Annotated in this window: 19 protein-coding genes and 2 tRNA genes; 7 read left to right on the forward strand and 14 right to left on the reverse strand. The window is 71.0% G+C overall.

What is annotated here, in order from left to right; all coding sequences use genetic code 11:
• Positions 1–47 precede the first annotated feature (47 nt).
• Both ACTWPP_RS40605 and ACTWPP_RS40610 read right to left on the reverse strand, forming a co-directional pair.
• Positions 48–121: transfer RNA gene (locus ACTWPP_RS40605), tRNA-Met, on the reverse strand.
• The gene (locus tag ACTWPP_RS40610) at positions 99–785 is read right to left on the reverse strand and encodes a TetR/AcrR family transcriptional regulator (protein ID WP_443109803.1); all 687 of its coding nucleotides are present in this window, start codon (positions 783–785) and stop codon (positions 99–101) included. Before ACTWPP_RS40610 ends, ACTWPP_RS40605 begins: the two co-directional genes overlap by 23 nt.
• Before the next feature lie 59 nt (positions 786–844).
• On the opposite strand from ACTWPP_RS40610, the gene ACTWPP_RS40615 reads away from it, so the two are divergent.
• Positions 845–2,053: a cytochrome P450 gene (locus tag ACTWPP_RS40615; RefSeq protein WP_443109804.1), complete on the forward strand. Its 1,209-nt coding sequence runs from the start codon at positions 845–847 to the stop codon at positions 2,051–2,053.
• On the opposite strand, the gene pruA is transcribed toward ACTWPP_RS40615, so the two are convergent.
• Positions 2,050–3,681 (reverse strand): L-glutamate gamma-semialdehyde dehydrogenase, encoded by a 1,632-nt coding sequence (pruA, locus tag ACTWPP_RS40620; RefSeq protein WP_443109805.1) that lies wholly within the window; start codon positions 3,679–3,681, stop codon positions 2,050–2,052. The two genes, ACTWPP_RS40615 and pruA, sit on opposite strands and share 4 nt — an antisense overlap.
• A gap of 17 nt (positions 3,682–3,698) precedes the next feature.
• Positions 3,699–4,601 (reverse strand): proline dehydrogenase family protein, encoded by a 903-nt coding sequence (locus ACTWPP_RS40625; protein WP_443109806.1) that lies wholly within the window; start codon positions 4,599–4,601, stop codon positions 3,699–3,701.
• Positions 4,602–4,720: 119 nt separating this feature from the next.
• Here ACTWPP_RS40625 and ACTWPP_RS40630 point away from each other — a divergent pair, with 119 nt between their 5' ends.
• Positions 4,721–5,818 (forward strand): PucR family transcriptional regulator, encoded by a 1,098-nt coding sequence (locus ACTWPP_RS40630; RefSeq protein WP_443109807.1) that lies wholly within the window; start codon positions 4,721–4,723, stop codon positions 5,816–5,818.
• A gap of 356 nt (positions 5,819–6,174) precedes the next feature.
• Here ACTWPP_RS40630 and ACTWPP_RS40635 read toward each other — a convergent pair.
• From ACTWPP_RS40635 to ACTWPP_RS40650, 4 genes are all read right to left on the reverse strand, one after another.
• Positions 6,175–6,248 (reverse strand) — tRNA-Met (locus ACTWPP_RS40635).
• A 64-nt stretch (positions 6,249–6,312) separates the two neighbouring features.
• Entirely contained in the window at positions 6,313–7,362 is a 1,050-nt protein-coding gene (locus ACTWPP_RS40640) for a YlbL family protein (RefSeq protein WP_443109808.1), read from the reverse strand.
• A gap of 27 nt (positions 7,363–7,389) precedes the next feature.
• Positions 7,390–7,806, reverse strand: a complete 417-nt coding sequence (locus ACTWPP_RS40645) for a molybdenum cofactor biosynthesis protein MoaE (RefSeq protein ID WP_443109868.1) — start codon at positions 7,804–7,806, stop codon at positions 7,390–7,392.
• A gap of 127 nt (positions 7,807–7,933) precedes the next feature.
• Positions 7,934–8,470, reverse strand: a complete 537-nt coding sequence (locus tag ACTWPP_RS40650; RefSeq protein WP_443109809.1) for a PPA1309 family protein — start codon at positions 8,468–8,470, stop codon at positions 7,934–7,936.
• Between the two features lie 175 nt (positions 8,471–8,645).
• Between ACTWPP_RS40650 and ACTWPP_RS40655 the strand changes: the two genes are divergently transcribed.
• Positions 8,646–11,519: a UPF0182 family membrane protein gene (locus ACTWPP_RS40655; RefSeq protein ID WP_443109810.1), complete on the forward strand. Its 2,874-nt coding sequence runs from the start codon at positions 8,646–8,648 to the stop codon at positions 11,517–11,519.
• 151 nt (positions 11,520–11,670) lie between these two features.
• Here ACTWPP_RS40655 and ACTWPP_RS40660 read toward each other — a convergent pair whose 3' ends face one another.
• On the reverse strand, positions 11,671–12,753 hold the full coding sequence (locus tag ACTWPP_RS40660; RefSeq protein ID WP_443109811.1) for an NAD-dependent epimerase/dehydratase family protein: 1,083 nt from the start codon (positions 12,751–12,753) through the stop codon (positions 11,671–11,673).
• Positions 12,754–12,842: 89 nt separating this feature from the next.
• On the opposite strand from ACTWPP_RS40660, the gene ACTWPP_RS40665 reads away from it, so the two are divergent.
• The 3 genes from ACTWPP_RS40665 to ACTWPP_RS40675 all read left to right on the forward strand — a co-directional run bounded on the left by ACTWPP_RS40665 (position 12,843) and on the right by ACTWPP_RS40675 (position 15,240).
• A complete protein-coding gene (locus ACTWPP_RS40665; RefSeq protein WP_443109812.1) occupies positions 12,843–14,273 on the forward strand; it encodes a zinc-dependent metalloprotease in 1,431 nt (476 codons plus the stop codon).
• Entirely contained in the window at positions 14,270–14,488 is a 219-nt protein-coding gene (locus ACTWPP_RS40670; protein ID WP_443109813.1) for a hypothetical protein, read from the forward strand. Before ACTWPP_RS40665 ends, ACTWPP_RS40670 begins: the two co-directional genes overlap by 4 nt.
• Positions 14,489–14,658: 170 nt before the next feature.
• Positions 14,659–15,240, forward strand: a complete 582-nt coding sequence (locus ACTWPP_RS40675) for an NUDIX hydrolase (protein WP_443109814.1) — start codon at positions 14,659–14,661, stop codon at positions 15,238–15,240.
• On the opposite strand, the gene ACTWPP_RS40680 is transcribed toward ACTWPP_RS40675, so the two are convergent.
• From ACTWPP_RS40680 to ACTWPP_RS40690, 3 genes are all read right to left on the reverse strand, one after another.
• The gene (locus tag ACTWPP_RS40680; protein WP_443109815.1) at positions 15,230–15,889 is read right to left on the reverse strand and encodes a DUF2064 domain-containing protein; all 660 of its coding nucleotides are present in this window, start codon (positions 15,887–15,889) and stop codon (positions 15,230–15,232) included. The genes ACTWPP_RS40675 and ACTWPP_RS40680 overlap by 11 nt on opposite strands.
• On the reverse strand, positions 15,886–16,449 hold the full coding sequence (locus ACTWPP_RS40685; protein WP_443109816.1) for a M48 metallopeptidase family protein: 564 nt from the start codon (positions 16,447–16,449) through the stop codon (positions 15,886–15,888). Before ACTWPP_RS40685 ends, ACTWPP_RS40680 begins: the two co-directional genes overlap by 4 nt.
• Before the next feature lie 173 nt (positions 16,450–16,622).
• Positions 16,623–17,423 carry an enoyl-CoA hydratase/isomerase family protein gene (locus tag ACTWPP_RS40690; RefSeq protein WP_443109817.1) on the reverse strand — a complete coding sequence of 267 codons (801 nt, stop codon included), beginning with the start codon at positions 17,421–17,423 and terminating at the stop codon, positions 16,623–16,625.
• Between the two features lie 253 nt (positions 17,424–17,676).
• Here ACTWPP_RS40690 and ACTWPP_RS40695 point away from each other — a divergent pair, with 253 nt between their 5' ends.
• Positions 17,677–19,008 carry an ABC1 kinase family protein gene (locus ACTWPP_RS40695; protein WP_443109818.1) on the forward strand — a complete coding sequence of 444 codons (1,332 nt, stop codon included), beginning with the start codon at positions 17,677–17,679 and terminating at the stop codon, positions 19,006–19,008.
• 230 nt (positions 19,009–19,238) lie between these two features.
• Here ACTWPP_RS40695 and ACTWPP_RS40700 read toward each other — a convergent pair whose 3' ends face one another.
• Both ACTWPP_RS40700 and ACTWPP_RS40705 read right to left on the reverse strand, forming a co-directional pair.
• Complete coding sequence (locus ACTWPP_RS40700; RefSeq protein WP_443109819.1) at positions 19,239–19,544, reverse strand: hypothetical protein; 306 nt, start codon at positions 19,542–19,544, stop codon at positions 19,239–19,241.
• Entirely contained in the window at positions 19,541–19,819 is a 279-nt protein-coding gene (locus ACTWPP_RS40705; RefSeq protein ID WP_443109820.1) for a WhiB family transcriptional regulator, read from the reverse strand. The genes ACTWPP_RS40700 and ACTWPP_RS40705 overlap by 4 nt, the downstream gene beginning before the upstream one ends.
• Positions 19,820–19,875: the final 56 nt, after the last annotated feature.

The following is a 19,875-nucleotide window of genomic DNA, read 5'->3' on the forward strand; positions in this document are numbered from 1 at the left end:
CGCGCGGGAAAGTGCGAACGCACTGACCACACGGACCCCAGGACCCGTAGCGGGGGCAGGATTTGAACCTGCGACCTCTGGGTTATGAGCCCAGCGAGCTACCGAACTGCTCCACCCCGCGGTGATGTCTTAACTGTATGGGGCGGGGGGTGGTTAGGCAAACCGGTTGGGGTGGGGGTGGGGGCTTGGAGGGCGGCGGTGAGCATGGCGGTGAGGTCGGTGACGAAGGTGTGGTGGTCGATGAGGGTTTTTTGGGGGGTGTTGTGGTGGGTTCGGCCGGTGCGGTCGGCGAGGGCGGCGGTGAGGAAGGCGATGAAGGTGGCGATGCGTTCGAGGGCGAGGGGTTCGGGGAGGGTGGCGCGGCAGGCGGTTTGGAGGAGTTGGAGTTGGTGGTTGAGCCGTGTGCCGTGGAGGAGGGGTGGGGGGCGGTGGTCGCGGATTCCGGCGCGTCCGGCGAGTTGGGCGGTGATGCGGAGGAAGTCGCGGCCGTGCGGGGTGCGGAGTTCGGCGGCGGTGGGTTCGATGATGGCGGCGACGATGGCGTGCAGGTCGGTGGGGTTGCTGGGGGTGGTGCGGGCGGGTTCCATGCGGTTGACGCCGGCGCGGAGGATGGCTTCGAGGAGTCCGGTGCGGGAGCCGAAGTGGTAGGTGATGGCGGAGTCGTTGTGTTGTCCGGCGGTGGCGATGATGTCGCGGGTGCGGGCGGCGTCGATGCCGTCGGCGGCGAAGTGGTGGGCGCCGGCGCGTAGTAGCCGTTCTCTTGTGGCCGTTGCGTCTTTGGGCACGGCGATGATACTAACAGGGGGCGTTAATAACGACGCCTGTTAGTACCGGAGGCCGCGCCATGGCGGACGTGTACGACCCGTTCGATCCCGGATTCCAGGCCGATCCCTATCCCGCGTACCGGCGGCTCCGCGACGACGATCCCGTCCATCACCACGAGGATCCGCCGTTCTGGGCGCTGTCCCGGTTCGATGACATCTGGGCGGCGACGCGGGACGCGGAGGCGTTCTCGTCCGCGCGGGGTTTGACGTTCTACCCGGACGAGATCGGCAGGCTGGGCCTGGCTCCGACGATCGTGATGCTCGACCCGCCGCGCCACACGGTCCTGCGGCGCCTGGTCAGCCACGGCTTCACCCCGCGCCGGACGGCCGCGCTCGAAGACATGCTCCGCGAGTTCGCGCGTTCCCGGATCGCGGTCATGGAAGGCAAGGCGGCGGATGGTGAGGTGCCGGACCTGCACCGCGACTTCTCCTCGCCGCTGCCGACGTTCGCGCTGGCGCATCTGCTGGGCGTCCCGGAGGCCGACCGGGCGCGGTTCGACCCGTGGGTGACCGCGCTGACGACCTTGCAGGACGACGGCTTCGACATGAAGGCGATGAAGGGCGGCGCGGTCGAGGCGGTGGCCGAGATGTTCGCCTACTTCACCGACGTGATCGCGGAGCGCCGCGCCGACCCGTCCGGGGATCTGGTGAGCGCGCTGACGGCGGCGGAGGTGGACGGGGAGCGCCTCACCGACTGGGACGTCCTGGGTTTCTGCTTCGTCATGGTCGCGGGCGGCAACGACACGACCGGCAATCTGGTCTCGCACGCCGTAGCACTGCTGGACGGCGACCACGCCCAGCGTGAACGTCTCGCGGCCGACCCGTCCCTGATCCCGAACGCGCTGATGGAGTTCCTGCGCCTGGAGGGTTCGGTGCAGGCGCTGGCCCGCACGACGACGCGGCCGGTGACGCTGCACGGGACGGAGATTCCGGAGGGCGAGAAGGTGATGATGCTGTTCGGGTCGGCGAACCGGGACGAGCGCGAGTTCGGCCCGTCCGCGAGCGAACTGGACGTGACCCGTGAGATCGCTCGCCATCTGGGTTTCTCCAGCGGTGTGCATTTCTGCATCGGCTCGCACCTGGCCAAGCTCCAGGCCCGCGTCGCGCTGGAAGAACTTCTGGCCGCCCACCCGAACATCGGCGTGGACCTAGAACGGGCCGAGCGGATCTCGTCGCCGTTCACCCGTGGCTGGGTGACCCTCCCGGCCACGGGCATCGAGACCGCCTAGCCCATATGCGGGTACCGGTGGTCGGTCGGCGGGACGAAGGTCTCCTTGAGGGAGCGGGGCGACGTCCAGCGCAGCAGGTTGAACACGGACCCGGCCTTGTCGTTGGTGCCGGACGCCCGCGCGCCGCCGAACGGCTGCTGCCCGACGACGGCGCCGGTGGGCTTGTCGTTGATGTAGAAGTTGCCGGCCGCGTACCGGAGGACTTCGGCGGTGTGGGCGGCCGCGGCCCGGTCGCCGGCGATCACGGCGCCGGTCAGCGCGTACGCCGACACGGACTCCATCTGGGCGAGCATCTCCTCGTACCGGTCGTCGTCGTACACGTGGACGCCGAGGATCGGCCCGAAGTACTCGTCCCGGAAGATCTCGTTCTCGGGGTCGCCGGACACGAGGACGGTCGGCCGGACGAAGTACCCGACCGAGTCGTCGCAGGTCCCGCCGGCCAGGACCTCGACGTCCGGGTCGGCGTGGGCCCGGTCGACGGCCGCCTTGTTCTTGGCGAAGGCCCGCTCGTCGATCACCGCGCCCATGAAGTTGGACAGGTCGGCGACGTCGCCCATGGTGAGCCCGTCGACCTCGGCGGCCAGTTCCTCCTTGAACCCGCCGTCCCAGATCGACCGCGGGATGTACGCCCGCGACGCGGCGGAGCACTTCTGCCCCTGGTACTCGTAGGCCCCGCGCACCAGAGCCGTCTTCAGCACTCCCCGATCGGCCGAGGGATGAGCGACGACGAAGTCCTTCCCGCCCGTCTCCCCCACCAGCCGCGGGTACCCGCGGAACTTCTCGATGTTGTTCCCGACCGTCTTCCACAGGCGCTTGAACGTCGCCGTGGACCCGGTGAAGTGGATCCCGGCGAGTTCAGGGTGCGCGAGCGCCACTTCGGACACGGCCAGCCCATCACCGGTCACCAGGTTGATGACGCCGGGCGGCAGCCCGGCGTCCTCCAGGAGGCGCATGAGCAGGACGGCCGAGTACGTCTGCGTCGGGGACGGCTTCCACACCACCACGTTGCCCATCAGCGCGGGCGCGGTCGGGAGGTTCGCGGCGATCGCGGTGAAGTTGAACGGGGTGACGGCGTAGACGAACCCCTCCAGCGGCCGGTGGTCGGACCGGTTCCACACGCCGGGCCCGCTGATCGGCTGCTCGGCGAGGATCCGCCGCGCGTAGTGCACGTTGAACCGCCAGAAGTCGACCAGTTCGCACGGGGTGTCGATCTCCGCCTGCTGGACGGTCTTGGACTGCCCGAGCATCGTCGCGGCCAGCAGCGTCTCCCGCCACGGCCCGGACAGCAGGTCGGCGGCCCGCAGGAAGATCGCGGCCCGGTCGTCGAACGACAGCGCCCGCCACGCGGGGGCGGCGTTCAGTGCGGCCTCGGCGGCGTCGCGCGCGTCGTCCTCGGTCGCGGTCCCGAACGTCCCGAGGACGGACGCGTGCCGGTGCGGCTGGACGACGGCGACCTTCGTCCCGCCGCCGAGCCGCCGCTCTCCCCCGATCGTCATGGGGAGGTCGATCGGCGCCTCCGCGGCCAGCCCGGCGAGCGCGGCCTCCAGCCGGGCCCGTTCGGCGCTGCCCGGGGCGTACCCGCGCACCGGCTCGTTCACCGGCGTAGGAACGTTGGTGACGGCGTCCATGAAAGGGAACCTCCTGGTCAGCGGGAAACGAACGAACGGAGAAAGAAGGCGAGGTTGGCGGGCCGCTCGGCCAGGCGCCGCATGAAGTAGCCGTACCAGTCGGCCCCGTACGGGACGTAGACGCGCATCCGGCGGGCCTCCGCGAGCCGCCGCTGCTCGGCGGTCCTGATCCCGTAGAGCATCTGGAACTCGTAGGACCCGGGCGGTCTCCCGGCGGCCAGCGCCTGCGCGATCTCGATGATCCGCGGGTCATGGCTTCCGATCATCGGGTACCCGTCGCCCCGCATCAGCGTGCGCAGCGCCCGCACGTAGGCGCGGTCGACTTCGCGCCTGCCCTGGTAGGCCACCGACGCGCGCTCCGCGTAGGCGCCCTTGACGAGCCGCACCCGCGCCCCCGCCAGATCCCGGAGATCGCCTTCACTGCGCCGCAGCATCGCCTGGATCGCGACCCCCGCCCACGGGAAGTCGACGCGGAGCTTGCCGAGGATCTCCAAGGTCGAGTCGACCGTCGTGTGGTCCTCCATGTCGAGCGTGACCGTCATCCCGGCCCGCCCGGCCGCGGCACAGATCTCCCGAGCGTGATCGAGCGCGAGATCTCCGCCCAGCGCTTGCCCGAGGGCCGACAGCTTCACCGACGCGTCGGCGCCGCCCGCGATCCCCTGCTCTCCCAGCGCGGAGACCATCTCCAGGTACGCGTTTCTGGTCGCCCGCGCCCGCTCCCGGTCCCTGGTGTCCTCCCCCAGATGATCAAGAGTGACCTCGAGCCCGTCCGCCCGCAGCCCCCTGACGACGCCGACCGCGGCGTCCAGGTCGTCCCCGGCGACGAACCGGTCGACGACACCCCTGGTCAGGGGCACGGAAGTCACCAGATCACGAATCCGCCGGCTGCGCGCGGCCGCCAGGAGAACAGAACTGACCACCGGAACCTCCAACGCCGAAGAACACCTCGCACGTTAGGAGGACTCGGCCCCCACGCCGTATAGTCAAATGCCACTTTCAGGCACCGACTTCTTCATACAAACGTACGAAGGACGTTCCGATGGACCTCCAAGAGATCGCGGATCACGCGGCCGACCTCCTCCGCGCCCCCGCCACCTTGGAGGACCGCGACTTCCACCTCGTCGCCTACGCCGCCCACGGCGACACCATCGACCCCGTCCGGGTGGACTCGATCCTGCATCGCCGCGCGACCGACGCCGTCCGCGCCCGCTTCGAACGCCACGGCATCGCCCGCGCCACCGGCCCCGTCCGCATCCCGGCCGACGTCTCGCTCGGCCAGCTCGGCCGCCTGTGCCTGCCCGTCCGCTGGAACAACGTCACCTACGGCTACCTCTGGCTCCTGGACGACCAGGAACGCGTAACCCCCGCCCAGGCCGCCCGCGCGATGCCTCTCTGCGACCGCGCCGGCCTGCTCATGGCCCGCCAGGCCAGGGAACGCGACGACCTCGGCTGGAAGGTCGCCGACCTCCTCTCCACCCACCCCGACGCCCGCACCCAGGCAGCCGACGACCTGACCGCCGCGGGAGTCGTGGACCCGCCCTTCACCGTCGCGGTCCTACGAACCCCGACCCCGGAGCCCCTCAATCCCTGGCTGCTCCCCCACTCGGTCCTGACCACTCTCTGGCAACGCGATCACGTCCTCCTGATCCCGGCCTCGGCATCGGCCTCCACCACGGTCGACCGCGCCCGCCGCCTCCTCGAAGAGCGCAACGCCCCCGTCCAGGCCGGTGTCCACTCCCCGTGCCCCACGCTCGACCACGTCCACGAGGGCTGGCTCCGCGCCCGCGTGGCCGCCCGCACCGCCGTCCCCGGCGAGACCCGCCACTGGACGTCCCTGGGCGTCCTGCGCCTGCTCCGCACCGCCGGCGCCGAGGCCCTGACCCGGTCGACCCAGACCCCGGGCACCGACCGCCTGCTACAGAACCCGGATCTGGCCGAAACAGCCCGCACCTACCTGGACCTGGCCGGCAACGTCCAGAAGACGGCGCAGGCGCTGAACATCCACCGCCAGACCCTCTACCACCGCCTGCGCCGCATAGAGGACCTGACGTCCCTGACCCTCATCAACGGCCAGGACCGCCTGACCCTCCACCTGGCCCTGACCCTCGCCCCCCACCTGAAGCAGGAAGACGACTAGGACTGGACGAGACCGGCGTGCCGAGCAAGAAGATCCCTCTTGAGGATCTTGCCGCTGGGATTCTTCGGCAGAGAATCAGCGAAAACCAGGTAGATGCCCCCCCCGCTGACGCGGCGACCTTGCCCCAGACACCGCCGAGCGCTCCGACGCAGCAGCCCCCCACAGAGTGCCGACGAGAGCCGAGCGACCTAAGACACACCGCCCCCGCCCCCGATGGGGGATAGGGGCGAAGCCCAGGGTCGGGCGGGCGGGGGATAGCGGAGGAACCGGGGGCCCGGGGGGTCGCCCCCCGAAAACGGCGAAGGAGCCCGCGCGGGAAAGTGCGAACGCACTGACCACACGGACCCCAGGACCCGTAGCGGGGGCAGGATTTGAACCTGCGACCTCTGGGTTATGAGCCCAGCGAGCTACCGAACTGCTCCACCCCGCGGTGATGGTTCAAGTGTATGGCATGGCGGGGGGTGGTCTGTACGGGCTGTGCCGGCTGGTGCGGGTTATTTGGTGCAGGCGGGGACGTTGCCTTTGCCGGTGTTGATGGCGTTGATGGCGTTGAGGGTGCCTTGGAGGGTGTCGGCGCGGACGAGGCGGAGGCCGTCGGGGCGGGCGGTGCCGGCGTCGGCGCAGTTGTCGGCGGGGGTGAGGAAGATGGTGGCGCCGGCTTCGCGGGCGGCGATCATTTTCTGCTGGATGCCGCCGATGGGGCCGACTTTCCCCTCGGGGGTGATCGTTCCGGTGCCGGCGATGAATTTGCCTTGGGTGAGGGGGCCGGGGGTGAGTTTGTCGATGATGGCGAGGCTGAACATGAGGCCGGCGGAGGGGCCGCCGATGTCACCGACGCTGATGTCGATCTTGAAGGGGAATTTGTACTGGTCGGAGAGGACGACGCCGACGACGGGGCGTTCGCCGGAGGGGTCGGCGACGGTCTTGATGGTGGCCTTGTGCTCTTCGCCGGAGCGCCGGTAGGTGAGGGTGACGGGTTCGCCGATCTTGAGGCCGGACATGCTGTCGATGACCTGGGAGACGCCGGTGACCTTGGTGCCGTTGAGCGCGGTGATCTCGTCGCCGGGTTTGAGGACGCCGTCGGCGGGGCGGCCTTTCTGGACGTTCTCGATGACGACGCGGGTGGTGATGGGGATGCCGAGCTGGCGCAGGGCGGCGGCTTCGGCGCTCTGCTGGGAGTTCTGCATCTGGCGGGTGTTCTCTTCGTCGATCTGCTTCTGCGACTCGTCCTCGGGGAAGATCGTCTCTTCGGGGACGATGGCGGTGTCGCCGGCGAGCCAGCCGCGCAGGGCGGTGAACAGGTCGATGCGTCCGCCGGGGCCGCCGCGGTAGGTGACGGTGGTGAAGTTGAGGTGGCCCTGGTCGGGGTAGGTCTTGCGGCCGTCGATCCGGATCAGCGGCCGGCCTTTGTCGTTCGTGCCGAGGGCGTTCTGCGTGGGCCCGGGCATCAGCGCGACGTACGGCACCGGCATGGCCGATCCGACGACGGCGAGCACGAGGATGATCACGCTCGCGACGGTGAGCGTGGCGGCACGACGAGACATGCCGGAAACTCTATGCGGTCGGGGCGCTCAACAGGCCCCGACCCATTCGTCGCCGCCGTCGGCGAACGTCTGGTGTTTCCAGATGGGGACGTGCGCCTTGAGGTCGTCGATGAGCCGCCGGCAGGCGGCGAACGCTTCGGCGCGGTGGGGGCAGGAGACGGCGACGATGACGGCGGTGTCGCCGATCCGCAGGTCGCCGACGCGGTGGAGGGCGGCGAGGGCGAGGACGGGATGGTCGGCGGCGACTTTTTCCGCGACGGCGCGGAGTTCCTGTTCGACGCTGGGGTGGGCGCTGTAGGCCAGGCCGGTGACGGCGCGGGCGTGGTCGTTGTCGCGCACGGTGCCGGCGAAGACGGCGACGCCGCCGGCGCCGGGTGCGCCGACGGCGGCGAACACTTCGTCGATCGACAGGGGGGTGTCGCGCACGCCGATCAGCCGGATCACGTCCTCTTCCCCGGCGGACGCGTCCGGGCCGCCGGGGCCGGCGGCGTCCTGGACGACGCCGCCCCGGTCGGCACCGTCTTGGACAACCCCGTGTTGGTCGACACCGTCTTGGCTCACGTTCCGCAGGCTACCTCTCCGGGTGGGCGGCGGGATCGTCCGGTTCGAAGGTGGCGGCGAGGGCTTCGGCGAGGGCGGGGACGAGGTCGGGGCCGGTGAGGACCTCGTCGTCGGTGTCGTGGCGGCGCAGCCGGAGGGCGGAGTGCCGGTTGCCGTCGCGCAGGACGCCGACGACCATGCGCACGTCCTCGCGTCCGGGGTGGGAGGCGGCGAACGCGGCGGCCTCCGCCTCGTCCTCGGGGATGTCGTCCTCGGCTTCGGGCGGCAGGACGACGCGTTCCATGATGAGGGCGCAGCCTTCGACGGCTTCGGGCCAGGCGATGGAGGCGAGGGCTTCCTCGACGGCGTCCCGCTCGGGTAGGGCGGGTTGTTCGAGTGCGGCTAGAGTGTCCGCGTCGGGGTGCAGGCCGAGTTGGTCGGCGAGCTCGGGTTCGGCGCGGCGCAGTTCGGTGCTCCTGACAAGGGCGTAGAGGCGCGGGGCGCTGTCCCAACCCTCCTGCGCCGAATGACGTTCAAGGTCCAGCACGACTTCTTCCAGAAGACTCACGGGGCCATCTTTCCCACATTCGGTACGGGGAAGTGCGGGAACCCCCGCGCGAGTCGGTAAGTTGCATCTACAGCACCGGCGGGCGGCCGGTGGGCGAGATCTCGATCGGAGGGGCCTCTTGACCTTCCGGACTCCCGGTTTCGGGCGCCGGCTCGGAACCGGACGGACACGGCTGATGCTGCCGATACTGGTGGTGTTCGCCGTATTGCTGATCGTGTTCATGGTCTTCACGGCGACGTATACGAACCTTCTCTGGTACCGCTCCATCGGTTTTTCCGACGTCTACACGACCCAGCTTCAGGCGAAGGTGGTGCTGTTCTTCGGAGCGGGGCTGCTGATGACGCTGGTCGTCGGCGCGAACGTGGCGATCGCGTACCGGCTGCGGCCCGCGTACCGGCCGCTGTCGGTGGAGCAGCAGGGCCTGGAGCGCTACCGGGCCGTCATCGATCCGCGGCGGCGGCTGATCGCCTGGTCGCTGCTGGGGCTGCTCGGGCTGCTGACCGGCTCGTCGGTGGCGGGCCAGTGGCCGGTGTGGCTGGCGTTCCTGAACCGGACGCCGTTCAACGTGGAGGATCCGCAGTTCCACAAGGACGTGTCGTTCTACGTCTTCACGTATCCGTTCTTGCGGCTCATCCTCGGCGTGGTCTTCGCGACGGTGATCCTGTCGATCGTCGCCGCGGTGATGGTGCACTACCTGTACGGGGGGCTGCGGCTGCAGGGGCCGGGCGACAAGGCCAGCCCACCCGCGCGGGCCCATCTGTCGGTGCTGTTCGGCGTGTTCATCCTGCTGAAGGCCGTGGCTTACTGGTTCGACCGGTACGGGCTGGTGCATTCCGATCGTGGTGTGACGAACGGCGCGTCCTATACCGACATCAACGCGTTGTTGCCGGCCAAGACGATCCTCGCGGTCATCGCGCTGCTGTGCGCCGCGATGTTCTTCGGCAATCTGCTGCGCCGCGGGATGATGCTGCCCGGCGTCGGGTTCACGCTGCTGGTGCTGTCGGCGATCCTGCTGGGCGGGGTGTATCCGCTGCTGATCCAGCAGTTCCAGGTCAAGCCGGACGAGCTGGCCAAGGAGCGCGAGTTCATCTCCCGCAATATCGAGGCCACCCGCAAGGCCTACGGGGTGGACGGCGCGAAGGTCGTCCAGTACGGGCAGAAACCGGTGACCGACGAGAAGAAGCTGCAGGAGGAGGCCGACAAGCTCGGCGGCGTCCGCGTCCTCGACCCGAACGTGGTGGGCGAGACGTACCAGCAGCTTCAGCGGATCAGGCCGTTCTACCAGTTCCCCGACACGCTGGACGTGGACCGCTACCGGGTGGACGGCAAGCTGGTCGACACGATCGTCGCGCTCCGCGAGCTGTCCGGGGCGCCCGAGGGCCAGCGCAGCTGGGTCAAGGACCGCATGGTCTACACGCACGGTTACGGGTTCGTGTCCGCCTATGGGGACCGTTTCGCCAACGGCGGCGTGCCCGACTTCATCACCAAGAACATGCCGGTGTCCCCCGAGCAGAAGATCAAGTTGGAGCGGCCGGAGATCTACTTCGGGGAGCGTTCGGCGGCGTACTCGGTGGTCGGCGGAAGCGGCCAGCAGGAGCTGAACTACCCGGACAACAGCGAGTCGGGGCAGCAGAGCAGCAACTATGACGGGCGGGGCGGCGTCCCGATCGACTCGTTCTTCAACAAGCTGCTGTACGCCTCGAAGTTCCAGGACAAGAACCTCCTGCTCTCCGGCGCGATCAACGATGACGCCAAGCTGCTGTACGACCGTTCGCCGCGGGAGATGGTGCAGAAGGCGGCGCCGTGGCTCACGCTGGACGGCGACCCGTACCCGGCCGTGGTCAACGGCCGCATCCTGTGGATCCTGGACGGTTACACGACGTCCAACAGCTACCCGTACTCGTCGGAGATGAGCCTCGCGGACGCGACCCGCGACACCATCACCGACACGCGGTCGGCGGTGGCGCGGCAGGCCGACGACCACATCAACTACATGCGGAACTCGGTCAAGGCGACGGTGGACGCCTACGACGGCACCGTCCACCTGTACCAGTGGGACGAGAACGACCCGATCACCAAGACGTGGATGAAGGTGTTCGACGACACCGTCCAGCCGCGTTCGTCGATCCCGCCCGAGCTGGAGGCCCACTTCCGCTACCCGCTGGACCTGTTCAAGGCCCAGCGGACGATCCTCGCGAAGTACCACGTGACGGACCCGTCGGCGTTCTACAACGGCGAGGGCTTCTGGGAGGTGCCGCAGGATCCGGCCAACCAGGGTAAGCGGCAGCCGCCGTACTACCAGAGCCTGCGGATGCCGGGCCAGGACGCCGAGTCGTTCTCTCTGACGTCGGTGTTCAACCCGCGCAACAACCCGCAGCTGGCCGCGTTCATGGCGGTCGGGTCGACGCCGGGCAAGGATTACGGGCAGATCCAGGTGCTGCAGATGCCGCGCAACGCGCAACCCGCGGGGCCCGGTCAGGTGCAGAACTCGTTCGAGACGGATACGAAGGTGAAGTCCGACCTGTTCGCGTTGAGACAGGGCGGGACGAAGACGGTGCCCGGCAACCTGCTGACGATCCCGTTCGGGGGGAGCCTGCTGTACGTCGAGCCGATGTACACGATGGCGGCGGGCGGCGCGGAGCAGCAGCCGTATCCGATCCTCGGCAAGATCCTGGTGCGGTACGGCGACAAGATCGCCGCCGCCGACACCCTCGACCAGGCTTTGGAGCAGATCCTCGGCGGCACGAGTACGGCACCGCCGCCGGATACGCCGCCGGATACGCCGCCGGACGAGGGCGGCGGCGAGCAGCCGCCACAGCTGAGCGAGGCGGCGCAGAAGGCGATCGCGGATCTGCAGAAGGCCGTGACGGACTACGAGACCGCCCAGAAGAACGGCGACTATCCGGCTATGGGCGACGCCTGGAAGCGGATCAAGGACGCGCAGGCGGCGCTGGCGGCGGCGCGGCAGCCCGCCCCGGCGGCCTCGCCGAGCCCGACGGGTTCGCCCAGCCCGTCCGGTTCGCCGACCGCGACACCGCCGGGAGGCTGAGACGGAGCGGCCCGGAGCCCGCTCCCGCCGTGCTGCGGCGGGAGCGGGCTCGATGGGGCCGGGCCCGGCGGCCGACCTTGTGTCGGCCGTTCCTGCATCGCCCGGCCCTGCGTCGGCCGTTCCTGCATCGGCCGTTCCTGCATCGGCGGGCTCAGCGTCGGCGTTTGCGGGCGCGGCGGATTGCGGCGGCCGCGCCGATCGCGGCGACGGTGGCGCCCGCGGCGGTCGCCACGGTGGCCTCCTTGCCGCCGACGCGGCGTCCGACGACGGCGTGCCGTCCCGCGGTCTCGTCCATCACGGCGCGCAGCGCGGCCGCGTTGTCGTGGAGCGGTTTCCAGCCTGCGGCGCGCAGCCGAGCGCAGTCCACGGCCCACGGGTAGGCGACGTAGTGCAGGTCGGTGGCGGGTACCGGGGTCATGCCGAGCCGGTGCAGCCGCTGCGCCGTCCCGAACGTGAGGGCGGCGGGAAGTTCGAGGGTGCGCTTGCCGGTGATCTCGGTGACCTCGTCGGGGCCGAGCCAGCCTTCGCCGCCGACCGCGACGGGCCCGGTGACGTCGCAGGTGACGACGACGTCCAGGGCGGACGCGAGGTCCTCGATGTGGCAGAACTGCCAGCCGGGGGTGCTGCCCTTGACCGACAGCAGCCGCGGCGCCTCGAAGTGGCGGGTGACGAAGGTGTCCACGCCGGGCCCGGCGAGCGCGGCGGGGCGGACGACGGTGACGTCCAGGCCGGGGTGGGTGACCGGCGCGGTCGCGGCCAGTTCCTCCATCTCCAGGTGGTCGCCGGCGATGCTGGCGTCGGCCTCGGCGAGCAGCGGCGCGTCCTCGGCGAGCGGCACCTCGTTGCCGGGCCCGGCCCCGTACACCATCGCGGACGTGACGAGGACCACGCGGCGGACGCGGGCGGCCGCGGCGGCGGTCACCACGGTCTGGGCGCCGCGGACGTTGTGGGTGCGGCGGTCGCGGGGGTCCACGTCCGGGGAGTACTCGACGTCCAGGTTGACGATCACGTCCACGTCGGAGAGCCGGCCGGACAGCAGCGGGTCCCGGATGTCCACGACCCGCCATGTGACTCCGGGCACGTCTCCGCGGTGCGCGTCGATGGCGACGACCTTGCGGATCTCTTTGCGTTCGGCGAGCCGGGCGGCCAGCAGCCGCCCCGCGCCGGTGGCGGCGCCGGTGACGGCGACGACCGGGCCCTTGCTACGCCGAGGGCGAACCTTGCCCGTTGCCACGGGGGTGCCCCCTTCCTTGAGTACGCGACCTTGCCGGAACCGGCTAACGTTGCGGATATGAGCCCATCATGCATCCCAGGGGCGATCCGATGAGTGACACTCCTTTCGGCTTCAACCGTCCCGGCGACGGTGACGACGACGACCGGCCCCAGGATCCATTCAAGGGCATGGGCGGCGACATGGCGCAGTTCGCCGACATGCTGCACCGGTTCGCGGACATGATCGGCGGCCAGGGTGCGGGCGGCGAGGGCGGCGGCCCCCTGAACTGGGATCTGGCCAAGAACATCGCGCGGCACCAGGTGGTCGAGCAGGGCGACCCGTCGGTCGTCGACGCCGAGCGGCGCCAGGTCGAGGAGGCGCTGCGCCTGGCCGACCTGTGGCTGGACGAGAAGACGACGCTGCCCGCCGGCATCCGGACGCCGCAGGCGTGGAGCCGGTCCGAATGGATCGAGCAGACGCTTCCCGTGTGGGCGAAGGTGTGCGACCCGATCGCGACCCGCATGGTCGAGTCCATGGGCGGCGCGCTCGGCGGCGGCGAGATCCCCGCCGACATGCAGGCGATGGCCGGCCCGCTGATCGGGATGGTCAAGCAGATGGCGGGGGCGATGGTCGGCGGCCAGGCCGGGCAGGCGCTCGGGGCGCTGGCCCGCGAGGTGACCGGTTCGGCCGACGTGGGCCTGCCGCTGGCGCCGGACGGCGTCGGCGCGCTGCTGCCCGCGGGCGTCGAGGCGTTCGGCTCGGGGCTGGAGGTCTCCGGCGAGGAGGTCCGGCTGTACCTGGCGCTGCGCGAGGCCGCCCACCAGCGGCTGTTCGCGCACGTCCCGTGGCTGCGTTCGCATCTGCTGGGCACGGTCGAGGAGTACGCGCGCGGCATCACCGTCGACCTGTCGGGCATCGAGCAGGCCGTCCAGGGCCTCGATCTGAGCAACCCGGAGGCGCTCCAGGAGGCGCTCGGCGGCGAGATCCAGCTTCAGCCGGAGGAGTCGCCGCGGCAGAAGGCGGCGCTGGCCCGCCTGGAGACCGCCCTCGCGCTGGTCGAGGGGTGGGTCGACACCGTGGTCAACGAGGCCGCGAAGGGGCGGCTGCCCGGTTCGGTGAAGCTGGCCGAGGCGGTGCGGCGGCGCCGCGCGACCGGCGGCCCGGCGGAGCGGACGTTCGCGACGCTCGTCGGCCTCGAGCTGCGGCCGCGCCGGCTGCGCGAGGCGGCGACGCTGTGGCGGACCCTCACCGACGTGCGCGGCACGCAGGGCCGTGACGCGGTGTGGGACCATCCCGACCTGCTCCCGACATCGGACGATCTCGACGACCCGGACGGGTTCGTGCACGGCCGCGACGAGATCGAGGGCCTGTCCGACCTGGACCTGTCGAAGCTCACCAAGTCCCCGGAAGAAGGCGGAGCCGACAAGCCGGACGACAAGAGCGATGATCCCGGCAAGCCCGGCGACACGCCCGGCGACTCCGCCAGGGGCGATGATCCTGGCGGGGACGAGGGCCCCGACGTCGGCGGGTCCCGCGCATGAGCCGGTCGCGCGAGTCGCGCGTGCACGGCTGCCTGTACGCGCCGGGGTCGTCCACGAACGCGACCAAGTGCTCGTCGATTGACTGGTGGTGGGCCGGGGCCGGAGGACGGTGGCGGATCGCGCGGGCGGGCCTGTGCTGGCACCGGCCGGTCGACCAGGAGCGCCGGCGTCGGCGCCCCGCCGGCTCCCGCTACCCCCGCATGGGCCGCACGTGAGGCGGACCCCGGGCAGGGGACGCGGGCGGCCGGACGCCGAGCCGGGCCGCGCGCGGCCGGCCGCGGAGACGGCGGCCTCGACGCCGCCCGCCGATCCGGCCGCGGACACGACCGCCGATCCGGCCGCCGATCCGGCTGTCGCGGAGTCTCACGGAGAATCTCCGGACACGATGTCTCTCGGTGCCCGGCCCGTGGCCGCGCGGTCGCTGACCCCGGGGTTCCTGTACGCGGACGCGGTGCGGGTCCTGTCGTCCTGGCGGGCGCCCGACCCCGGGCAGGAGAAGGCCCGCCTGGAGTTCCTGCGGCATCTGGAGGAGCATCCGGCGGACGGGATGTGGCGGGAGTGCGCGGCCGGGCACATCACCGCGAGCACGGCGGTGCTCGACGCGTCCCGGACCCGTGTGCTGCTGACCCTGCATTCGAAGGTCAAGGCGTGGCTGCAGCTAGGCGGGCACTGCGAGCCCGGCGATGTCACGCTCGCGGGCGCGGCGCTGCGGGAGGCGACGGAGGAGTCCGGCGTCCGGGGCCTGCGGCTGCTGCCCGAGCCGGTCCAGCTGGACCGGCACCCGGTCCGCTGCCATCCGCAGGGCACCTGGCATCTGGACGTCCAGTACGTCGCGATCGCCCCGGAGCGCGCCCGTCCCAGGGTGAGCGACGAGTCCGACGATCTCGGCTGGTTCCCGGTGGACGATCTTCCGGAGCCCACGGACGACGCCGTCCGGGCACTCGTCGCCCGCGCCGTCACGAGCTGAGCGGGTGACCTTCGAGCAGCGCCCGGGTGTTCTCCCAGCCTTCCAGCCCCGGGTCGAGGAGCCGCAGGTCACCGGCGGTGCGCAGGCGGTGCCAGCCGGGCCCCTGCGGGACCAGTCCGGGGCGCGGGGCGGCGGCGCGCAGACGGGCCAGCGCGTCCGGGGTGTCGAGGTCGACGTCCTGCAGGGCGCCGGCCAGCCATTCCGGGAGGGGCAGCCGCGCGGCGAGGGCGACGAGCCCGTCCGGTCCGGTGCCGCCGCCGGCCCGGCAGGCGGCGGAGGGGGCGCCGCCGACGGCGCGGAACAGTTTGCCGATCAGCAGCGGCGGCAGGTCGGGGGCGTCCGGCGCGATCAGCGCGGCGGCGTCGGCGCCGAGGGCGTGCAGGGCCGCGAACGCGCCCGCGAGGGTCGGTTCCCGGACGATCGGCGTGCCGGGCCAGGTCACGGCCTCGGCGTCCGGCTGGTCCGGCGGGTCGAGGACGAGGGCGGGCGTCACCAGTTCGAGCCCGGCGACGACCTCGTAGGTGTCTTCCAGCATGGCGAGCCGGAGGTCGTCCGGGTCGATGCCGGGCGGGGCGTCCGCCTGCCGGGCAGGCAACGACAGCACCGCGGCGAATCGGGACGAAGCCCGGGGCACCGGGGCGTCGGTCACCCGGCGACCTCGTGCGGGAACTCGTCGCCGGTGTGCAGCCCGTCCCCGTGGTGGATGTCCCCCGAATCGGATCCGCCGACGACGTCGCCGTCGGGCGCGTCCGCCTCAAGGGGCAGGTGCGCGGCGGCGGCGACGCCCTCCAGGTAGCCGCGGGCGCGGTCCGCCTTCGGGTAGTTGCCGACCAGGTCCCAGAAGTCGGCGCCGTGCCCCGGGATGAGCAGGTGCGCCAGTTCGTGGACGAGGACGTAGTCGACGACCCAGGCGGGCATGCCGCGCAGGCGGGTGGACAGGCGGATGGTGCCGTCGTCGGGGGTGCACGATCCCCAGCGGGTGCGCTGGTTGGCGACCCAACGGACGCTGACCGGGTCGGCGCGGCCGTCGAGGTAGCGGCGGGACAGCTCCCGGGCCCGCGCCTGCAGGTCGGCGTCGGTGGGCCGCCGGCGGCGTTCGCGCTCCTCGAGCCGCTCAAGGATGGTCGCGATCCACTGTTCCTCTTCGGCCTTGCTCAGCCTGGACGGAACCATCACCACCACCTTGTCGCCATCGCGGTAGGCGGACACGGTTCGCCGGCGTCTGGCGCTTCGGCGGACCTCAACGTTAGGGGGCACGCCTGAACCGTACTCGAAATTTTGCGCCCCCCATAGGGGGTGTTTGACGTTACCGCAGGTCAGACCCTATGTTTTAAGGACCTGTTCAGGGTTACGCCAACCGCGGGCGGTGGTGTGCCCGGGTGTCATTCACCGGTGAATCGCGGGCTGCGCTTCTCGCGCTGTGCCGTGAGTCCCTCCAGCATGTCGGCGGACGACATCGTGACCGGCTGCGCCAGCGATTCCCAGCGCAGCGCCGACTCCATGTCGGGGTGGCCTCCGTTCGACAGGGCGACCTTGGTGAGCCGGGTCGCGACGGGCGCCTGCGCGGCGACCCGTTCGGCGACGGTGAGCGCCTCGGCCAGGACGTCTTCGCGTGGGACGGCGCGGTTGACCAGCCCGTGCGCCGCGGCCTCGTCCCCGGTGAGGACCCGTCCGGCCAGCAGCATCTCGCGGGCCAGCGGCAGCCCCGCCACCTCGGGGAACAGCCAGGTCGCGGCCATTCCGGGGTGCAGTCCGAGGGCGGTGAACGGGGCGAGGAGCTTGGCGTCGGACGCCGCGTACCGCAGGTCGCAGGCCAGCGCGAGGCACAGCCCGGCGCCGACGGCGTGGCCGTTGACGGCGGCGATCGTCGGCACCTCCAGGCCGCGGATCGTCAGCCACGTCCGGTAGAAGGCCAGCATCCGGTCGCGCAGCGCGGGGACGGCGACGGCGTTGGTGTCGGCGAGCCAGGAAAGGTCGCCACCGGAACTGAAGGCGTTGCCCGCCCCGGTCAGCACGACGCAGCGGACTCGCGTGTCGGCGCGCAGTTCCTCGATAGCCGTCTTCCAGGCGGCGGTCATCTCGTCCGACATCGCGTTGCGGCGGCCGGGGTCGTTCAGCGTCAGGACGGCGATTCCGTCGGGGCGTCGTTCGACCAGCAGCGCATCGGCGAACTCTTCGGACATGGCCCGCACCGTACCGCGCGCGCCCCGGCCGCCTTTCCCCTGGGGGCCCGGAAACGGGGCCGTCGCGCGCCGGGTGCCCCCGCCAGCGCTCCCGGCGGCCCTCCCGATTCCCGCAACGTGCCCCTCACCCCGCGTGAGAAAGCGCACACTTACCACATCGGTGCAGGTCAAAGCGATGTGCCCGACACCGGCGCCGACGATAGTTGCTGGTGATTGTGGCGGGAACGACATTCGATCACCGACAATGGTCCCCGTGAGCGATCTTCCCCGCCGCGCGGTGACGCGGTCAGCAAAGCTGGCGTCCCTCCCCATCGGCTTCGCGGGTCGCACCGCACTCGGCATGGGGAAGCGGACCTTCGGCCGGCCCGCCGAGGCCGTCGCGGCGGAGATCCAGCAGCGCACCGCCGAGCAGCTGTTCAAGGTGCTCGGCGAGCTCAAGGGCGGGGCGATGAAGCTCGGCCAGATGCTGTCGATCTTCGAGGCGGCGCTGCCGCCTGAGATCGCCGGCCCGTACCGCGCCACGCTGACCAGGCTGCAGGAGGCCGCTCCCCCGCTGCCCGCCGCCACCGTCCACAAGGTCCTGGCCGAGTTCCTCGGGGAGGACTGGCGGGACTACTTCGCGTCGTTCGACGACGAACCGGCCGCCGCCGCGTCCATCGGCCAGGTGCACCGCGCCGTCTGGCACGACGGCCGCACCGTCGCCGTGAAGGTGCAGTACCCGGGCGCCGGCAAGGCGCTGATCAGCGACTTCAACCAGCTCGCCCGGCTCGGCCGGATGTTCGGCGTGCTGATGCCCGGCCTGGACGTCAAGTCGATGCTCGCCGAACTCAAGGAGCGGGTGGTCGAGGAACTCGACTACACGATCGAGGCCGAATCCCAGATGATCTTCCGGGAGGCCTACGCGGACGACCCCGACTTCCACATCCCCGAGGTCATCGCGCAGGACGGCAACATCCTGATCACCGAGTGGATGGACGGCACCCTCCTCTCGAAGATCATCAGCGATGGCGATCCGGAGACCCGGAACCACGCGGCCCTGCTGTACTGCCGTTTCCTGCTCTCCGGGCCGAAGCGCTCCGGGATGCTGCACGGCGACCCGCACCCGGGCAACTTCCGGCTGCTGGACGACGGCCGCCTCGGCGTCATGGACTTCGGCGCCGTCGACCGCATCCCCGGCGGCTTCCAGGAGCGCCTCGGCCTGCTGCTGCGGATCGGCACGATGGCCGACATCGACGAGGTCGAGGACGCGCTGCGCCGCGAGGACTTCATCCGCGAGGGCGTGGAGATCGACACGGAGTCGCTGCAGGCGTTCATGGCCCCGATCACCGAGCCGTTCATCAACGAGACGTTCAAGTTCAACCGCGAGTGGCTGCGCGACATGGCCGCCCAGGTCACCGACCTGCGGCCGTCCAACGTCGTCCGGCAGATGAACCTGCCGCCCCAGTACGTGATCATCCACCGGGTGCTGTCGGCGGGCACCGGCGTGCTGTGCCAGCTGGACTGCGAGATCCCGGCCCGAGCCGAGTCGCTGAAGTGGATACCGGGCTTCGCCGACGACGAGGACGGCGAGCTCGTCTCGGGCTGAGCCCGTAAGTAGAGCCCGGGAGGTCCAGCCCTAGAAGGGTTCCACCCCGGAACACGACTCAGCGGGGCCCCGCGCACTGATGTGGTGCGCGGGGCCCCGCTCTTCGCGCGTCCGGTGAGGTGGGCCACCGGACGCGCTCCAGCCGCCCGCCGGGAGGCACGCCGTCCGCCAAACCATCCAAGAAGGACGGACGGCGGCCTGCGACCGACACGGGCTCGATGCCTGTGGGCTCAATGCCTGCGCGGGCTCGGCGCCCGCACGTACGTCTCACCCGCCGCCGACGCCGTCGGCGCGAGCAGGACGCGCCGCACCCGCGACGCCCTCGTCCGGGCGTCGCGGCGCGCACGCCGCAGCACACGGACACGGGCCGCCAGCTCATCGGGCACGGCCCCGGGTATTCGTTCCCGGGACGGGCCCTGGCCGGGCAAGTGCTTCTCGTCTTCTCCGGGGACCTGCCCTGTGCAGATCTCCCGCGGCTGAACGGTCATCATCGTGGTACCTCCGGGGTTGGTGCGGTCGAGCGCCGGCGTGCTCACACGGTCACTTCGTCCGGGCGCGGGTGCTTGCGCGGACGGCCACGCGGCCGCTTGCGCGGGACGATCACACCGCGGACGAACAGCTCGCCGCCCCAGACGCCCCAGGGCTCCTTGCGCTCGAGCGCGCCCGCGAGGCACTCCCTGAGGAGCGGGCACTCCAGGCACAGGGCCTTGGCGAGCTCGACGTCGGCGGGAGCTTCGGCGAAGAACAGCTCCGGATCGGTCCGGCACGGAAGAGTGAGGTCCTCCTCGCTTACTGCGAGTGCCCCCTGCATCACAGTCACCCTTGTTCCTCTCGTTGGATCTCAACGGGCGTGTCGGTGGGTTGTCT

Source organism: Actinomadura sp. 3N407, assembly GCF_052245875.1.
Lineage (GTDB): Bacteria > Actinomycetota > Actinomycetes > Streptosporangiales > Streptosporangiaceae > Spirillospora.

What these genes read in the sequence shown, in the direction of transcription:
- pruA (WP_443109805.1), bottom strand. Translation starts at nt 3,681, where the DNA reads ATGGACGCCGTCACCAACGTTCCTACGCCGGTGAACGAGCCGGTGCGC.
- ACTWPP_RS40665 (WP_443109812.1), top strand. Translation starts at nt 12,843, where the DNA reads ATGAGTGACACTCCTTTCGGCTTCAACCGTCCCGGCGACGGTGACGAC.
- ACTWPP_RS40615 (WP_443109804.1), top strand. Translation starts at nt 845, where the DNA reads ATGGCGGACGTGTACGACCCGTTCGATCCCGGATTCCAGGCCGATCCC.
- ACTWPP_RS40655 (WP_443109810.1), top strand. Translation starts at nt 8,646, where the DNA reads ATGCTGCCGATACTGGTGGTGTTCGCCGTATTGCTGATCGTGTTCATG.
- ACTWPP_RS40670 (WP_443109813.1), top strand. Translation starts at nt 14,270, where the DNA reads ATGAGCCGGTCGCGCGAGTCGCGCGTGCACGGCTGCCTGTACGCGCCG.
- ACTWPP_RS40675 (WP_443109814.1), top strand. Translation starts at nt 14,659, where the DNA reads ATGTCTCTCGGTGCCCGGCCCGTGGCCGCGCGGTCGCTGACCCCGGGG.
- ACTWPP_RS40705 (WP_443109820.1), bottom strand. Translation starts at nt 19,819, where the DNA reads ATGCAGGGGGCACTCGCAGTAAGCGAGGAGGACCTCACTCTTCCGTGC.
- ACTWPP_RS40630 (WP_443109807.1), top strand. Translation starts at nt 4,721, where the DNA reads ATGGACCTCCAAGAGATCGCGGATCACGCGGCCGACCTCCTCCGCGCC.
- ACTWPP_RS40690 (WP_443109817.1), bottom strand. Translation starts at nt 17,423, where the DNA reads ATGTCCGAAGAGTTCGCCGATGCGCTGCTGGTCGAACGACGCCCCGAC.
- ACTWPP_RS40640 (WP_443109808.1), bottom strand. Translation starts at nt 7,362, where the DNA reads ATGTCTCGTCGTGCCGCCACGCTCACCGTCGCGAGCGTGATCATCCTC.